This is a genomic window from Pseudomonas sp. MBLB4136, assembly GCF_051904765.1.
Taxonomy (GTDB): Bacteria; Pseudomonadota; Gammaproteobacteria; order Pseudomonadales; family Pseudomonadaceae; genus Aquipseudomonas.
This window is the reverse complement of sequence record NZ_CP196713.1, coordinates 2,233,882-2,250,252: the sequence shown is the minus strand read 5'-3', so window position 1 is coordinate 2,250,252 and position 16,371 is coordinate 2,233,882. Positions and strand designations below refer to the sequence as shown.

The following is a 16,371-nucleotide window of genomic DNA, read 5'->3' as shown; positions in this document are numbered from 1 at the left end:
CATCCGGCGATGGGCGCTACCTCCCAGCAGATCAGCACGGCTTATCCGCCAGGCGATCAGTGTGGGCATTACGCGGCTGCCCCAGCCACTGGCTCTCGGACGTAACGCTCATGCACACGCGCCATGTATTCATCCAGACTTTCCTGCACACCCTGGCCATCGCCCTCTTGGTCCTCGGGGCCGGCGGTGTCCTGGATTATGTGAGCCAGCAGCAGTTCAATATCTATAGCCTTGTGCTGTTGCCAGACCGCGCCCTGCCCCTGGCGCTATTAGGATTAGGCCTGCTCGCAGCCGCCCAAGGCCGTTTTCGCGCAGTCCTGGCGGCATCGGGCCTGGTGCTCGCATTCATCCTCTACAGTTACTCGCACTCGCTGCTGGCATCGCCCACCAATGCACCCTCGGCCGCGCTGATCGGGCAGACGCCCTTGGGGCTGGTTTTCGCGCTGGCAGCGCTCGCGCTCCCACAGATCATCGGCGCTAGCCGGTCTGGCCGCTGGTTCGGTCGTGCGGCTGGCCTGCTCACCGCCCTGCTGGCTATCGCCGCGCAGCTCTCCGACTTGTTGCCGGATCTTAGCGAGCTGCGGTTAGGCCCCAAGCCGGACACCAACAGTCTCTATTGCCTGCTGAGTCTGGCGCTGGGTATAAGCCTGTTACTGCTTCCCCTGCTCCCCAAAGAGCGCAGGCAGCTGCTGGATCGTCGCAGCCTGATCGCCGGCAGCCTCGGCATCCTGCTCACCTGCCTCATGTGGTTTCTACTCAGCGCCGAACTCCTTCGAGATCTCCACCAAAAAAGCGACCAGGCGCTCAATGACCTGCAACTCAGCCTCAACCATGAGTTCGAAGACTACGGCGCCATGCTGCAGCGCTTTGCCGACCGCTGGGAGGAGCCTGCATGGTCACCGGGTACCGCCGAGCTGAATAGAGAGGGGCGTCGTTACCTGCGTGACTTCCCTTATCTGGCGCTGCTCGGGGTCCTCGACAGTAAGCTGCAACCGCACTGGCTATTCGAACGGAACCTGAAGGCCCTCAACCAACTGACGACCCTGCTGGCCAACCCCGAACACCGTGCCTGGCTGCACAGAACTCGGCTGGGTGTCAGGTCCGCACAATTGGTATCCCTCGGCACCACCGTATTCCTAGCCAGCCCCCTGCAGGTCAAGGGACAAGCCAATTCGCTGCTGATCGCCGAACTGCAACTCGGCTCCCTGCTAAACGCAGGCACCAACGAGCTGAGTTTCCACGTTGCCGAGCACGGGCGAGCGCCATTTCTGCCCACTCCCGACGCAGCGCCCCCAACGATGCTCGGTTCGCGCATCGTCACCTTGCCCTCGGGCGTGCAATGGCAGTTGCAGACTTTCCTGAGCAACCCGAAACGCAGCCTGTCGCTTAGCCAGCTGCAGACACTGTTGATCGTTCCATTCGGCCTGTGCATCAGCTTCTTTCTGATGTATAGCCTGCGCCTGGCGAGCCTGGCCCGCGAGCACAACCAGCGCCTGCGTCAAACCAACCAGGCGCTGAACGACAGCTTGAAGCGCCAGGAATCCTTACAGAACCTCAACCAGCGCATCATGCAGCACTCCACCGATCTGCTCTGCTCGCACGATGCCCAGGGTTACTTCACCGAGGTCAACCCCGCCTGGTTCCCCCTGCTGGGCTACACGCGCGAAGAGTTGATTGGCCGGAACTACCTGGACTTGGTGCTACCAGAGGATCGCCCGCTGTCCAGGCAGCACACCGCCGATTCACTGGAAGACGAGAATATTCACCGCGTTCGCAACAGGTACCGGCACAAGGATGGCCATATCGTCTATATCGACTGGTCCCACAGCTGGTCGACAAGCGCGGACAGTTTCTTCTGCGTGGGCCACGACATCACTCATCTGGTACAGGCAGAGGCCTACCTGGAGGACCAGCGCGATATCCTCGGCATGATCTCCACCAACCAGCCACTGCCCGAGATTTTCGACACCATCTGCCGCATGAGCGAAAGCCGCGACCCGACGGCCCTTTGCTCGGTCCAACGCTTCGACCCGGATAGCGGCCAGCTGGTCATGAATATCGCCCCGAGCCTGCCGGCGAGCTACCTGCAGGGCACTGCTGGCGTTGCAGTGGGCCCCGCCTGCGGCTCCTGCGGTACGGCGATGTTTCGCAAGCAGATGGTAGTGGTCGAGGACATCGCCAGCGACCCGCTCTGGCAGGACTACCGCGAACTCGCCCTCGGCCACGGCTTGCGCGCCTGCTGGTCCATTCCGCTGATCGGCGACAACGGCCAGGTCTTCGGCAGCCTGGCGCTGTACCACCGCCAGCCCATGGCGCCCGATGACCAACACCTGCAGCTGATCTCGACGGCAGCGCAACTTGCCACCATCGCCTGCGAACGGTCGGCAGACCGCAAGAGCCTGGAACGCAGCGAGCAGAGGTTTCGCTCGCTATACGACTTCACACCGAGCGCGGTCTTCTCGATCAATCGCCAAGGCAAGATCGAGAGCGTAAACGACGCCGGTTGCCAGCTATTTGGCACGCAGGAAGCGAACTTGCTGGGCACACCTGCCGCAACCTTTCTGCAGCCCGACGATGCGAGTCGGGTGAACGAGCATTTCCGCACCGCGCGCAACGGCGAGGCCCAACGTTTCGAGGCCAAGTTTCGCACCCCTAGCGGTCTTCCGCTGGAGCTGGAATGCACCTACCTGCCGATCCGGGTGGATGAGCAGATTGTCGGCGTATTCGCCGTGGCCAAGGACGTCGGCGCGCGCAATCAGCTGGAGCGTGACCTGCGCACGGCTTTGCTGCATTCCCAACGCCGCGGCATGCTGCTGCGCGGGCTCAGCGATATTGCCGTACAGATCAACGGCATGTTCGACAATCCGAAGCTGCTTGACCTGCTCTGTGAACGACTGCGCAGCCTGATCGGCGTTCATCAGGCGCTGTTCAACCTGTGCGCGGACACCGTATCGCCAGCGCAGACCATCCTTGCCGTCTCATCCAAGTACGCCGACTGGGCCGACCGGCCGATCATGCCCGGATACGTCATCCAGGGCCGCGACTTCATCGAGTTCGCTCACGCCCTCAAGCTCACTTCGGCCCAGCTGCAGACCGACCCCAGGTGGACCGAACGACCAGCTGAGTCCCTGGCTCACCCGCCGCTTCATGGGCTTCTGGCGGTGTCGCTGCAGAGTGCCAGCGGCCAGCAGCTAGGCTTTATCCAGTTGTCGGACAAGTACCATGGCGAGTTCGATACCGACGACCTGGCCATCGCCGAGCAGTTCGCCCAGATGGCCGTTGTCGCGCTCGAGAACAAGCGGCTGATGGGCGAGATCATAGCGGGCGAACATCGCCTGAAAGAGCAGCTGAACTTTACCGCGACCATTACCGACAGCATCGGCGAAGGCCTTCTGGCCTTCGACGCCCGCGGACTACTCACCTATGCCAATCCTACGGCGGCTACCTTGCTGGGCCGCACCAACGCTGACCTGCGCGGACAAGCGCTCACCAACCTGCTGCCCATCGAGCCGAACGTACTGAGCGACGCGAGCGCTCCCAGTGCAGCCCGGCACGGCGAATTCATGCTCCCGGGCAAAGGCAATAGCGCCGCGCATATGCGCTACGACTGCGCGCCGCTGATCGATGGCGCCAGCATCACCGGTTGGGTGATGGCGTTCCGCGATATCAGCGCCCAGGCCCTGGCGGAAAAAGCCATGCGCGAACGCGACCAATTCTTTCACCTGTCGCCTGAGTTGCACTGCATGCTCGACCAGCAGGGGCGGATCATCCAACTGAACCCGGCCTTCGTCGCAATGCTCGGCTATCCGGAAGAGAGCCTGATCGGGCATTCCTGCCTGGAGGTGATAGTTACCGAGGATCGCGAAACGGCTTTGCAATCACTGCGCCAGGTGACTCGCGGCGAACCGCTGCAGAATCAGGAAGTGCGCGTGCAGGACTTGCAGGGCGAGCGGCATTATCTGCAGTTCAGCGCTGCCCTGGGCGACGATCAGCTCATCTACTTCGCCGGCCGCAACATCAACGCGCGCAAGGCCGCCGAGAAGAAGCTCAAGACCACGCTAAAGGAGCTCGAACGCAGCAACAGCGAGCTACAGGAATTCGCCTTTGTCGCCTCCCATGACCTGCAGGAACCGCTGCGCAAGATTCAGGCGTTCTCCGAGCGCCTGGAGGCGCGGGCGGCCAATCTCGAGCCAGAGTGTCTGGACTACCTGCACCGCATGAGCTCAGCCGCCGGGCGCATGCAGGCGCTGATCAAGGACCTGCTGAGCTATTCGCGGGTAACCTCAAGGGCCCAGCCTTTCGTCCGGCTCGATGTCGACAGCATCCTCGATGAAGTGCTGCAGGACATGGAGGTGACCCTGAGCAGCGCCGGCGCCCAGGTCGAACGCGAACCGCTGCCCGACCTGGTGGGCGAGCCCACCCACATTCGTCAGTTGCTGCAGAATCTGCTGAGCAATGCCGCCAAGTTTCACGCTCCCGGCCAGCCTCCAAAAATTCGTATATATTCCGAAGCATCGGATGTAAACGAGTGGACCCTCTGCGTGGAAGACCAAGGAATCGGTTTCGACGAGAAGTATCTGGACCGGATTTTCAACCCATTCCAGCGCCTGCATGACCGACAGGCCTATGCAGGCACAGGGATCGGCCTGGCGATCGTGAAGAAGATCGTCGAACACCATCGCGCCACAGTCACCGCCAGCAGCAAGCCCGGTCGCGGCACTACGTTCCGCATCACCTTTGCGTCAACCGAATAAACACTTATGCCCCAAAAGACCTCGCACCCAATCCACATCCTGATCGCCGACGACGACCAGGATGATTGCCTGCTCCTCACCGAGGCGCTGCGCGAGTGCAGTGTGAACAATCAGGTGCACTTCGTTCACGACGGCGAACAACTGATGGATTACCTTCATCATCGCCCACCCTATGAGGACGCGCAGAAGTACCCCCTGCCAGGCTTTCTCCTGCTCGACCTGAACATGCCGCGCAAGGACGGTCGCGAGGCCCTCGCGGAGATCAAGTCGGACCAAAGGCTGCACAGCATACCGATCGTGGTATTGAGCACCTCCAGCAGCAGGGAGGATGTTCTGGAAAGCTACGAAAGTGGCGCCAACGCCTATCTCACCAAGCCCTCCAGCTATTCGGGTCTGCGTGACGTTGCCCAGACCCTGGGCCGCTATTGGCTCGAACTCGCCGAACTGCCGGTGGTGCATCAGAACCGATGACTAATCAACGCTCCCTGCGCCTGTTACTGATCGAGGATGATGAGGACGACTACCTGATCACCCGCGACCTGCTCGGCGATGCCAAGCAATTGCACTTCCAACTGGATTGGGTCAGCCACTATGACGGTGCCCTGGACGCAATCCGCCGTAATGAGCACGACCTCTACCTGGTCGACTACCGCCTCGGCGCAGAGAGCGGCCTGGACCTGATTGCCGCGGCCCAGGCCGAGAACGTGCAGACACCATTCATTCTCCTCACTGGCCAGGGCGATGATGAGCTCGATGCCTATGCCATCGACATGGGCGCCTCGGATTATCTGGTCAAGGGCCAGTTCGATGGCCGTAGCCTGGCCCGCAGCATTCGCTATGCCTTGAGCCGGGCCCAATCGCGCAGCGCGCTCAGCGACAGCCAGTCACGTTATCGCCTGCTGTTCGATGCCAACCCACAGCCCATGTACGTGTTCCACCGGGAAAGTCTGGCGTTTCTGGCGGTCAATCAGAAGATGCTCGATGTCTATGGTTATTCGCAGGAGGAGTTTGCCGGCATGACCGTGCTGGACATACGCCCTGCGGAAGAGCGCAGTCGCCTGCTCACCGCCTCTGGGCAGCTCATAGAGGCCTCACCGCTGGCCGAAGACAGACCCTGGGCCCATAGCCTCAAGGGCGGCAGACAGATACTGGTGGAAGTAACCTGGAGCGAAATCGACTTCAACGGCCTACCGGCCTACCTGGCACTGGTGAAGGATGTTACCGAGCAGGTCCGTTCGCGAGAGCAGGCCCAACGCAAGGATCGAGCATTTCGCCAACTGCTGACCGATAGCCGCGACGCCATGCTGGTGGTGGACTCTGGCAACAGGGTGCGCTATGCCAATCCGGCCGCCGAAGAACTCCTCGGAGAAAATTTCGCCCACCTGCAAGACCAGCATCTCGATCTCCCGGTGACATCGGGCCAGCTCCGCGAAATCCGCGTGCCGCTGGCAGGCGGCAAGGCCCTGGACGCCGAAGTGCAGTGCTCGCAATCCGAATGGGACGGTCAGCAAATGCGTCTGCTGACGCTGCGTGACATCGGCGCGCGAATCGAGTCGGAAAAGCAGCTACGGGTACTGCGGCGCAGCCTGGAAGCCACCTACAACGGGGCGTTGATCTGCGATGCCCAAGCCAGTGACCTTCCGATCATCTATGCCAACCCGGCGTTCGAGCGCATCACCGGCTATAGCGCAGACGAGGTGCTCGGCCGGAACTGCCGCTTCCTGCAAGGCAGCGAGCGAGATCAACCTGGCATCGATGAGATCCGCCTGGGTCTCAAGGAAATCCGTGAAACCCATGTGGTGCTGCGCAACTTCCGCAAGGACGGCACGCCGTTCTGGAACGCGTTGTACATAGCGCCGGTTCCGGATGAACAGGGCAATATCACTCACTTTATCGGCATCCAGAACGATATTTCCGAGCAGAAGAACTTCGAGGCACAACTGGCCTACAACGCCAGCCATGACGTGCTCACAGGCCTGCCCAACCGCTCCTTGCTGGAGGATCGCCTGACCCAGGGCTGCCAGATCAGCCTGCGCTACCAGCGCAGCCTGGCGGTGATGTTTATCGACCTGGACGGCTTCAAGCCGGTCAACGACAGCATGGGCCACAGCGCCGGCGACCAGATTCTGGTCGAGGTGGCAAGGCGCATGAACCAGCAGGTTCGCCCCGGCGACACCGTGGCGCGGCTGGGCGGCGACGAGTTCATCGTCATCCTGCCGGACCTGGCCCGCGAGGAGGATGCGCTGCTGGTCGCCGACCGGATCATCGCCAGCATTGCCCAGCCGTACAAGGTGGGCGGCATCGAGATGCACATAACCGCCAGCCTGGGCATCACACTGAGCGATGGCACCACAGAGCCGCCGACCGAACTGATCCAGCAGGCGGACCTGGCGATGTACAAGGCCAAGCAGCAGGGCCGCAACAACTACCAGTGGTACACCCAGGACCTCAACCAGCGGGTCAACGAGCGGGTCACCCTGCGCAACGAGCTGCAGAAGGCCATCGAGGCCGAAGCCTTTCAACTGTATTACCAACCACAGATCGATGGTCGAAGCGGCCGTGTCGTGGGCTATGAGGCCTTGCTGCGCTGGCAGCACAGTGAACTTGGCTTCATCTCCCCTGCTCAGTTCGTGCCGGTGGCCGAAGACACCGGGCAGATCATTCCGCTCAGTGAGTGGGTGCTCAGTACCGCCTGCAGGCAGGCTCGCGCCCTGCTCGATAAGGGCTGGAGCGGCTGCGTGATGGCGGTGAACATCTCGCCTATCCAGTTCCAGCGCTCTGGCTTCGTCGACACCGTACGCGCCGTGCTGGAGGAGACCGGCCTGCCACCCGAGTTGCTGGAACTGGAGCTCACCGAGTCCGTCCTGCTGGACAACGCCGAGCGGGCGATCTTTGTCCTCCACGCCCTGAAGGATCTCGGCGTGAGCCTGGCGATCGACGACTTCGGCACAGGCTTCTCAAGCCTGAACTACCTCAAGCGTCTGCCGATCGACAAGATCAAGATTGACCGTTCCTTCGTCCAGGAAGTCATCAGCGACAGCACAGATGCGGCGATCTCTCTGGGCATCATTTCCATGGCCCACCACCTTAAGCTCAAGGTGGTCGCCGAGGGTGTGGAGACCGAACCCCAGTACGCCTTCCTGAAGAAAAACCACTGCAACCAGTTCCAAGGCTTCTACTTCGCCAAACCCATGCCGCTGCCACTGCTGGAGGAGTTTCTCCGAGCGCAGCGAGACGGAGTGCCGGGGCGCTTGCCCTTGGCCGCGGAGGATAGCAACGAGCAAACCCTGCTGCTGCTCGATGACGAAGAAAACATCCTGCGTGCCCTGACCCGCGTCCTGCGCCGCGATGGTTACCGCATTCTGACCGCCAATCGCGCCCAGGACGCCTTTGGCCTACTGGCCAAGCACGATGTGCAGGTGATCCTCTCGGACCAGCGCATGCCGGAAATGAACGGCACCGAGTTCCTGAGTCGGGTAAAAGATCTCTATCCGCATACCATCCGCATCGTCCTGTCCGGCTATACCGACCTGAAGTCGGTCACCGACGCGATCAACCAGGGCGCCATCTACAAGTTCCTCACCAAGCCCTGGGATGACGAGCAGCTTCGCGCCACCGTAACCCAGGCGTTTCAGCACCACAGGCTCGGCCAGGATAAGGAGCACAGCGTGGCACCTCCGGACGAGCAACCGTCCTAAAACAACCGGCGCACCGGTGCATTGTCATCAGGAGATCGCTTGGCATCACGTCCTTTAGCTCGATAAATTGCTGTCCATATCCCTCGCTACCGGAGTGCAGCATGGCCTCGCCAGAAACCTGCGCCGAGTTGCAGCTGGACAATCAGCTTTGCTTCGCCCTCTATTCCACATCCGTCCTGGCAACCGGAGAGCCAGAAGCCTCCCCACGAAGATCATGACAGCGGAAGCTAGCCACTACGCACCGTCAGTCCTGGCAAGCCTCGCCAGAGGTCAACCGCGCATGCAGGGCGTCAAAGGCTTGTATCCGTGGGGGCGGAGTGAGCGCAAAGGTTATTCGCCACACCGCAGCAGAACCCGCTTCAACCAGTAGATCCGCCTACCACAGCACAGAGGAACAACCACATATCGATTGAAACCATTGCTTACCGCGCCTATGCAGAAGCCACCGGCGGCCGGGATGGCCGCGCCATCTCTTCCGACGGCGTGCTCGACGTCGCCCTGAGTACACCGAAGGAACTCGGCGGTGCCGGCGGTACAGGCACCAATCCGGAGCAACTGTTCGCCGCCGGCTACTCGGCCTGCTTCATCGGCGCAATGAAGTTCGTCGCCGCCCGCGACAAGCCGGCGATCCCCGCCGACGCATCCATCGAAGGGGTGGTCGGCATCGGCGCGATTCCCAACGGCTTTGGCATCGAAGTCGAACTGCGCATCAGCCTGCCGGGTCTGGATCGCGCGCAGGCACGCACGCTGATCGAACGCGCGCACATCGTCTGCCCCTACTCCAATGCCACCCGCGGCAACATCGATGTCACCCTGACCCTGGTCGACTGCACCAGGTAACGCCGTGGGGCTCTCGTCCGCGAGCCCCCACCTATCCAAGGCATCCGCCCTTGCCCCGCGCCGACGCATATCGCCAGCGCCTCGCCGTCCGCCGAACAACCTTCGCTCACGACAAACTGCGGCTAGAGCCCCATCTGCTTGGCAATGATCTCGTTCATGATCTCCCGTGTGCCGCCGCCGATGGAGAGGATGCGACTATCGCGGTACAGCCGCTCGACCAGACTCTCACGCATGTAGCCCATGCCCCCCAGCATCTGCACGGCATCATGGGTCACGCGATCGGCGATGTCGGTGGCGAAGTTCTTGGCCATCGAGATTTCCTTGATGACGCTCTGCCCCGCCGCCATTTTCGCCGCCTGGCGATAGGTGAACTCGCGGGACACTTCCAGCTGGGTGGCCATCTCCGCCAGACGGTGCTTGAGTACCTGAAACCTGCCAATCGGCTTGCCGAAGGCCTCGCGCGACCTTGCCCAGCTCAGGGACTGTTCCAGCGCGAGCTGCGCGGTCATGTTGGCCATGATCGCCAGCGCCAGCCGCTCGCCCTGGAAGTTGGCCATGATGCAGGCGAAGCCGGCGTTCTCCGCGCCGATCAGATTGCCCAAAGGAACCCTGCAGTCGTCGAAGAACAGCTCGGCAGTATCCGAGGCCCACCAGCCCATTTTCTTCAGCTTGCGCCCCACGCTGAAGCCGGCTGTGCCTTTCTCGATCAGCAACAGGCTGATCCCGCCGAAGCCATCGCCGCCGGTGCGCACCGCCACCGTGTAGTAGTCGGCACGCACGCCGCTGGTAATAAAGGTCTTGCTGCCGCTGACCCGGTAACAGTCGCCATCGCGCACCGCGCGGGTCTTGAGATTGGCCACGTCGGAGCCGCCGGATGGCTCGCTCACCGCCAACGCCATGATCTTTTCCCCAGCCAGCACCTGGGGCACCACCCGCTCGCGCAGCGCCGGCTGGGCCCACTTGAGCAGCGGCGGCAGGCCGATATCCAATGAGCCCAGCCCCGCCACCAGGCCGCCGGAGCCACAGCGCATCAGCTCTTCGCTGGCTGCCACCTTGGCGAAGATGTCGCCCTCGTGGCTGCCGCCGAAGCGCTCCGGATAGCCAATGCCCAGAATACCGGCCGCGCCGGCCTTGAGATAAAGCTCACGGGGAAACGCCTCGGCCTCCTCCCAGTCGTCTACGTGGGACAGTATCTCGCGCTCGACGAAGCGTCGCACCGAGTCGCGGATCAGCTGATGGGACGGATCGAAGTAATCGGGAAAGGCAGGCATGGTCGGCTCCGTGGACAGGCACCCTCGCAACCTAACCGAGCGCTTGCTTGGTTATCAAGCCAGGATATCGGCCATAACGGCGGGCGATTCGTCCGGTCGCCGACCAACGCACGGCCGATGCACCTTCACGCGTCGCCAAGCGCCGCGGTATCCAAGGCTAGCAAGGCAGCCTCCTGACTCGAGCCGAAGCGTTCACGGTAGGCACTCGGCGACAGGCCCACACTGCTGCGGAAGGCGCTGCGGAAGCTCTCCACCGTGCGAAAGCCGCATTGCTCGGCAATCCACTCGATGCTCTGCCTGCCACCCTCCAGCAAGGCCCGGGCACGGATCATCCGCTCGTGTTGCAACCAGGCCTTGGGCGTCAGCCCGGTGGCCTGACGAAAACGGCGCAGGAAGGTGCGCTCGCTCATCGCCGCGCGCTGCGCCAACTCGCTTACCGCCAGTGGCGCCTCCAGGCGCTGCCGTGCCCAGTCGAGCAGCCCGGACAGATCGTGGCGCGCGAGTCTTGCGACCGGTGCGGGAATGAACTGCGCCTGCCCACCGGAGCGCTGGGGCGCCATTACCAGGCGCTGAGCCACACGGTTGGCCACCTGGCTGCCAAAATCGCGCGCCACCAGGTGCAGGCAGGCGTCGATGCCCGCCGCGCTGCCGGCCGAAGTGATCAATTGCCCGGCATCGACATAGAGCACCTGGGGGTCCACCTCGATCCGTGGGTAGCGCTGCGCCAGCTCCTCGGTATAGCGCCAATGGGTCGTGGCACTGCGGTCATCCAGCAGACCGCTGGCGGCCAACACGAACACCCCTGAGCAGATCGACAGCAACCGGGCACCGCGCCCGTGGGCCTCGCGCAGCGCCTGAAGCAGCTCCACCGGCGGCAACTCGGCGCGATCGCGCCAGCCGGGAATGACGATGGTGCGCGCCTCGGTCAGGGCTTCCAGGCCGGCATCCGCCAGCACCTGGATGCCGCCCATGGCGCGCATGGGGCCGGCCTCCAGGCCGACGATACGGTGGCGATACCAGGGAAAATCGAACTCCGGCCGCGGCAGCCCGAATATCTCCACGGCGATGCCGAATTCGAAGGTGCACAGGCCATCGTAGGCGAGGATGGCCACCAGGCCGGGGTCGTTGCGCATTGGCGGAAAACTTCCGATCACTGTCCGAGACGCCACTGTAGCCGAGTCCAGGCGCTGGATACAGTGGCCGCACACACCACCCAGGGAGCCACATCATGAGCCCGGTCAGCCAACACCCAGCCGCCTCCGCCGCCGTCGCGCTGATGCACTTCAGTCAGCGCCTGAGTTTCGAGACCGACTGTTCGGACGTCCATCACAGCCTGCAGAGCGGCGCAGCCGACTTCGTGCTGCTCGACGTGCGCAACGAAGCAGCCTACGGTGCCGGCCATCTGCCGGGCGCAATCTGCCTGCCCCATCGGCAGATCGACGCCGATCGCCTGGCCACCTACCCGCGCGACAGCCTGTTCGTCGTTTACTGCGCCGGACCGCACTGCAACGGGGTGCACCGTGCGGCGGTACGCATTGCCAGCCTGGGTTATGCCGTGAAGGAAATGCTCGGCGGGGTGACCGGCTGGCTCAACGAAGGCCTGAGCCTGGTCGTGGACGACGAAGGCGTTGTCGCGACAACTGCAACCGGCGCCAGCTGCGCATGCTGAGGCACGCCTTGGTGCGCCGCGCCAGGCCGGCGGATGTGCCGCAGTTGCTGGGGCTGATGCGGGAGCTGGCGGCGTTCGAGGACTACCTGACGAGCTTCGCCGTCGACGAACCAGCGCTCAAACGGCGGGCCTTCGTCGACGAGGCACAGTGCCAGATATTCGTTGTCGAACGCGAGGCTGCGCTGCTCGGCTACGCCGTGGCGCTGACGATCCCCTTCACCCACGACCTCCGCCCCACCGTGCGCCTCAAGGAACTCTATGTAAAGGAGGGCCTGCGAGCCCAAGGGCTGGGCAGGAAACTGCTGGCCGCCGTAGCGAACTGGGCGCTGGCCCGGGGCGCCGGACGCCTGCACTGGGACGTACTGGCCGGCAACCGGGGCGCGCAAGCGTTCTACCGACGCCAGGGCGGTCGTCCGGTGAGCAAATGGCTCGCCTACGAAAAGGATGACGCGGCGCTGCGGCTACTGCAGCAGGACTGCTCAGAGATTGATCGGACGCCGTCCGGCCAGGGCGTGGGCCAGGGTCCCGCCATCGACCAGCTCCAGCTCCCCGCCGAGCGGCATGCCATGGGCGATGCGCGAGGCAACCAGGCCTTTGCCGGCCAGCAACTGCGCGATGTAGTGGGCAGTGGCCTCGCCTTCCACGGTCGGGTTGGTCGCGAGTATCACTTCGCTGAAGCTGCCCGCCTCGACACGCGCCAGCAGCTCGGGGATACCGATGGCCTCGGGGCCAAGGCCGTCGAGCGGCGACAGATGGCCCTTGAGCACGAAGTAGCGCCCACGGAAACCGGTCTGCTCCACCGCGTAGACATCCATCGGCCCCTCCACCACGCACAGCAGGCTGTCGTCGCGCCGCGGATCCAGGCACAGGTGGCACAGCTCGGCTTCACTGAGCGTGCGGCACTGCCGGCAATGGCCCACCCCGTCCATTGCCTGGGTCAATGCCTGGGCCAGGCGCACAGCGCCACTGCGGTCGCGCTCGAGCAGGTGCAGGGCCATGCGCTGGGCCGTCTTTTGCCCGACACCCGGCAGAATGCGCAAGGAGTCGATCAGGTGGCGAATCAGTGGGCTGAAGCTCATGGCGAAACTCGACTACTACGGGTGGGTTGATCAGCTGGCGCTGCGCAATGAACCGCGCAGGCGGGAGGCTCGGCTTCCACGAACCGGGCATCCATGCCCAGCGCACACCGGGGAATTCCCCAGGTGCACTGGCGGGAAGCGGCGAATCAGAATGGCATCTTGAAGCCGGGCGGCAGCTGCATACCGGCGGTCATGCCGGCCATCTTGTCCTGGCTGTTCTGCTCGACCTTGCGCACGGCATCGTTCACCGCGGCGGCGATCAGGTCTTCGAGGATTTCCTTGTCTTCCTGCATCAGGCTGTCGTCCAGGCTGACGCGCTTGACGTCGTGGCGACCAGTCATCACCACGCTCACCAGGCCGGCGCCGGATTGGCCGGTCACCTCGGCGTTCGCCAGCTCTTCCTGCATCTTCTGCATTTTTTCCTGCATCTGCTGGGCCTGCTTCATCAGGCCGGCCATGCCACCTTTCATCATGGTGCTAGTCCTCGTAATAGGGGTTTGAGTTCGACATGCTCACGCCAGAGGGTACTTTACGCCCTGGCCGCAGCAGGTCCTAGGTATCTATGGGTTCGATGCTGTCCGCACGGATGCTGGCGGCGAACTGCTGAATCATCTGCTGGACCAGGGGGTCGTCATGGATCGACGCCTCGGCTTCGCGCTGGCGATTGGCGCGCTTGCGCGCCGCGGCCTGCGCAGGCGTCTCCTGCTCGGGCTGGCGCAGCTCGATCTGCAGCTTCAACTCGCGCCCATGAAACTGGTTCAGGGCATCGTTCAGGCGGCGCTGCTGGGTGGCGTTAAACAACGCGCTGTGCCCTGGGTCCAGATGCAACAACCAGTTGTCGCCCTCTACCGCGATCAGCGTGCAGTTGGCGCCAATGCTGCCGGTCATGCCGGACAGACCGAGCTTGGGAAACAGCTCCAGCCATTCGGCAGCCAGGCCGGTGGCCGGCTGCGCGGCCGGTGACGGTTCCACCTCGGCAGGAAGCGCCGGCGCCACCGACTCGAAGTCGTAGTCGAAGGACTCGGCATCCATCTCGACATAGTCGTAGTCCCCTGGCGGCGGCTCATCGTCGCGCTCGGCGGTGAATGGCAGATGATTGTCACCCGGCGGCGTGGCGGCGGCCTCGATCACTGGCTCCGACTCGGCCTGTTGAACGTCAGGCTGCTCCACCTCAGCCTCTGCCTTCACCTCTGTCTCTGCAGCTGCAGGCAATGAGGCGGTAGCCGACTGCGTTTGCGGCTCCTCCCAGGGCAGATCGATGACCGGCTCCGGCACTGCCGTCGGCGCGGCCAAGGCCGGCTCAGCAACAGGTGCAGGCGCGGGCGCGGGCGCGACTGGAGCGGGTTCGGCAGCAACGGCAGCAACGGCAGGCGCAGGCGCAGGCACCGGTGTCGGCGCTGCGACCGGGGCAACCGACGCGGCTGAGGGTATGGCGACCGTCTCAGGAGCGGATTCGACGACAGGCGTCGGCTCGATACTGGCAGGTTGCACGCCGGCAGCCGGCGCAGGCGTGCCGGCGCCGGCCACTGGGTTGTTCCGGGGATCAGCAGTGGCCTGGCTAATCCCTAGCGGCTTTAGCGGCACCCTCGGCGCGTCACCGCTGTCCGCCGGGCGGAATGCCAGCATCCGCAGCAGCACCATCTCGAAGCCGCTGCGTGGGTCCGGCGCCAGAGGCAAGTCGCGCCGGCCGATCAACCCCATCTGGTAGTAGAACTGCACGTCCTCGGCTGGCAATGCCTGGGCCAGGGCCAGCACCCGGTCGCGATCACCCTGGCCGTTGTCCACCGCCTCCGGCAACGCCTGGGCAATGGCCACGCGGTGCAGGACGTTGAGCATCTCCGCCAGAACACCGTTCCAGTCCGGGCCCTGCTCGGCGAGGTGGCGCACGGCATCGATCACTCCACGGGCATCGCCCTCCAGCAGCGCATGCAGCACGCCATACACCTGCCCGTGATCCAGGGTGCCGAGCATGGCCCGCACGTCGGCGGCCAGCACTTTGCCTTCACCGAAGGCGATGGCCTGGTCGGTCAGGCTCATGGCGTCGCGCATCGAGCCATCGGCGGCGCGGCCGAGCAGCCAAAGGGCGCCCTCCTCGAAGGGGATGCTCTCGGCGCCAAGCACGTGAGTAAGGTGCTCGACCACCCGCTCCGGCGGCATGTTCTTCAGGGAGAACTGCAAGCAGCGCGAGAGGATGGTCACCGGCAGTTTCTGCGGATCGGTGGTGGCCAGGAGGAATTTGACGTGAGGCGGCGGCTCTTCCAGGGTCTTGAGCAGCGCGTTGAACGAGTGCGAGGAGAGCATGTGCACTTCGTCGATCAGGTAGACCTTGAAGCGCCCGCGGCTCGGCGAATACTGCACGTTGTCCAGCAGCTCGCGGGTATCTTCGACCTTGGTGCGGCTGGCGGCGTCGACTTCGATCAGATCGACGAAGCGGCCTTCGTCGATTTCCTTGCACACCGAGCAGACGCCGCAAGGTGTCGAACTAATGCCGGTTTCACAGTTCAGGCACTTGGCGATGATCCGCGCAATTGTGGTCTTGCCCACCCCGCGGGTACCGGTGAACAGATAGGCGTGGTGCAGGCGCTGGCTGTCGAGGGCGTTGATCAGCGCCTTGAGCACATGGGTCTGGCCGACCATTTCGCGAAACGAGCGCGGACGCCACTTGCGTGCAAGAACCTGATAACTCATCGAAACCCGTCACGAGAGGAAAGCATTGAAGTGGGCTAATGCTAACGGAGCATGGGGCAAAATGCATCCGATGGACAGACCCGAAGCGGTCTCATGGCCGATCGAGCCCAGATATAACTGGAACAAAATTGACCAGACGGTTAATATCCACGCCGTTCGTACCACGCTGCAAGTCAATCGGGCTTCCCTGCCCCACGATGGTTCCAGGTGAAATCGTGCATTCGCGCCTCAAGCGGAGCCACACAACTTCCCTCCCCGACCCACCCTGCTGACTGATCAGGCCGTCTCGCCCAAGCACAGACTTCGCCTGCCTCCGAAGTACCGACCCGTTCAGGCGCCGAAAAAGCAGAGCCTGCTCGTGCAACTTCGCTC

The 16,371-nt window shown here is 63.5% G+C and carries 10 protein-coding genes and 1 pseudogene; 6 read left to right on the top strand and 5 right to left on the bottom strand.

The annotated features are described in order from the left end of the window. Nucleotides 1-110: 110 nt before the first annotated feature. From ACSX1D_RS10330 to ACSX1D_RS10315, 4 genes are all read left to right on the top strand, one after another. Entirely contained in the window at nt 111-4,754 is a 4,644-nt protein-coding gene (locus ACSX1D_RS10330; RefSeq protein WP_439862131.1) for a PAS domain S-box protein, read from the top strand. Between the two features lie 6 nt (nt 4,755-4,760). Next, nucleotides 4,761-5,225 carry a response regulator gene (locus ACSX1D_RS10325; RefSeq protein WP_439862130.1) on the top strand — a complete coding sequence of 155 codons (465 nt, stop codon included), beginning with the start codon at nt 4,761-4,763 and terminating at the stop codon, nt 5,223-5,225. Next, nucleotides 5,222-8,452, top strand: a complete 3,231-nt coding sequence (locus tag ACSX1D_RS10320) for an EAL domain-containing protein (protein WP_439862129.1) — start codon at nt 5,222-5,224, stop codon at nt 8,450-8,452. Before ACSX1D_RS10325 ends, ACSX1D_RS10320 begins: the two co-directional genes overlap by 4 nt. 402 nt (nt 8,453-8,854) lie before the next feature. Then, entirely contained in the window at nt 8,855-9,292 is a 438-nt protein-coding gene (locus tag ACSX1D_RS10315; protein ID WP_439862304.1) for an organic hydroperoxide resistance protein, read from the top strand. Nucleotides 9,293-9,414: 122 nt separating this feature from the next. Here the strand turns inward: ACSX1D_RS10315 and ACSX1D_RS10310 are convergent, their stop codons facing one another. Both ACSX1D_RS10310 and ftrA read right to left on the bottom strand, forming a co-directional pair. Continuing rightward, nucleotides 9,415-10,563, bottom strand: a complete 1,149-nt coding sequence (locus tag ACSX1D_RS10310; protein ID WP_439862128.1) for an acyl-CoA dehydrogenase family protein — start codon at nt 10,561-10,563, stop codon at nt 9,415-9,417. Between the two features lie 125 nt (nt 10,564-10,688). Continuing rightward, nucleotides 10,689-11,696: a transcriptional regulator FtrA gene (gene ftrA, locus ACSX1D_RS10305; protein WP_439862127.1), complete on the bottom strand. Its 1,008-nt coding sequence runs from the start codon at nt 11,694-11,696 to the stop codon at nt 10,689-10,691. 92 nt (nt 11,697-11,788) lie between these two features. Here ftrA and ACSX1D_RS10300 point away from each other — a divergent pair, with 92 nt between their 5' ends. Beyond that, on the top strand, nt 11,789-12,232 hold the full coding sequence (locus ACSX1D_RS10300) for a rhodanese-like domain-containing protein (RefSeq protein ID WP_439862303.1): 444 nt from the start codon (nt 11,789-11,791) through the stop codon (nt 12,230-12,232). Next, a pseudogene (locus ACSX1D_RS10295) lies at nt 12,226-12,627 on the top strand (GNAT family N-acetyltransferase); the annotation flags it as partial. The gene ACSX1D_RS10300 and the pseudogene ACSX1D_RS10295, both read left to right, overlap by 7 nt. Before the next feature lie 84 nt (nt 12,628-12,711). Here ACSX1D_RS10295 and recR read toward each other — a convergent pair. From recR to dnaX, 3 genes are all read right to left on the bottom strand, one after another. After that, complete coding sequence (recR, locus tag ACSX1D_RS10290; protein WP_439862126.1) at nt 12,712-13,311, bottom strand: recombination mediator RecR; 600 nt, start codon at nt 13,309-13,311, stop codon at nt 12,712-12,714. A gap of 146 nt (nt 13,312-13,457) precedes the next feature. Next, nucleotides 13,458-13,784 (bottom strand): YbaB/EbfC family nucleoid-associated protein, encoded by a 327-nt coding sequence (locus ACSX1D_RS10285; RefSeq protein ID WP_208706694.1) that lies wholly within the window; start codon nt 13,782-13,784, stop codon nt 13,458-13,460. Nucleotides 13,785-13,863: 79 nt separating this feature from the next. Beyond that, complete coding sequence (gene dnaX / locus ACSX1D_RS10280; RefSeq protein WP_439862125.1) at nt 13,864-15,999, bottom strand: DNA polymerase III subunit gamma/tau; 2,136 nt, start codon at nt 15,997-15,999, stop codon at nt 13,864-13,866. Between the last annotated feature and the right edge of the window lie 372 nt (nt 16,000-16,371).

Coding starts and splice junctions, on each gene's coding strand:
- ACSX1D_RS10325 (WP_439862130.1), top strand. CDS start 4,761: ATGCCCCAAAAGACCTCGCACCCAATCCACATCCTGATCGCCGACGAC.
- ACSX1D_RS10320 (WP_439862129.1), top strand. CDS start 5,222: ATGACTAATCAACGCTCCCTGCGCCTGTTACTGATCGAGGATGATGAG.
- dnaX (WP_439862125.1), bottom strand. CDS start 15,999: ATGAGTTATCAGGTTCTTGCACGCAAGTGGCGTCCGCGCTCGTTTCGC.
- ACSX1D_RS10285 (WP_208706694.1), bottom strand. CDS start 13,784: ATGATGAAAGGTGGCATGGCCGGCCTGATGAAGCAGGCCCAGCAGATG.
- recR (WP_439862126.1), bottom strand. CDS start 13,311: ATGAGCTTCAGCCCACTGATTCGCCACCTGATCGACTCCTTGCGCATT.
- ftrA (WP_439862127.1), bottom strand. CDS start 11,696: ATGCGCAACGACCCCGGCCTGGTGGCCATCCTCGCCTACGATGGCCTG.
- ACSX1D_RS10330 (WP_439862131.1), top strand. CDS start 111: ATGCACACGCGCCATGTATTCATCCAGACTTTCCTGCACACCCTGGCC.
- ACSX1D_RS10310 (WP_439862128.1), bottom strand. CDS start 10,563: ATGCCTGCCTTTCCCGATTACTTCGATCCGTCCCATCAGCTGATCCGC.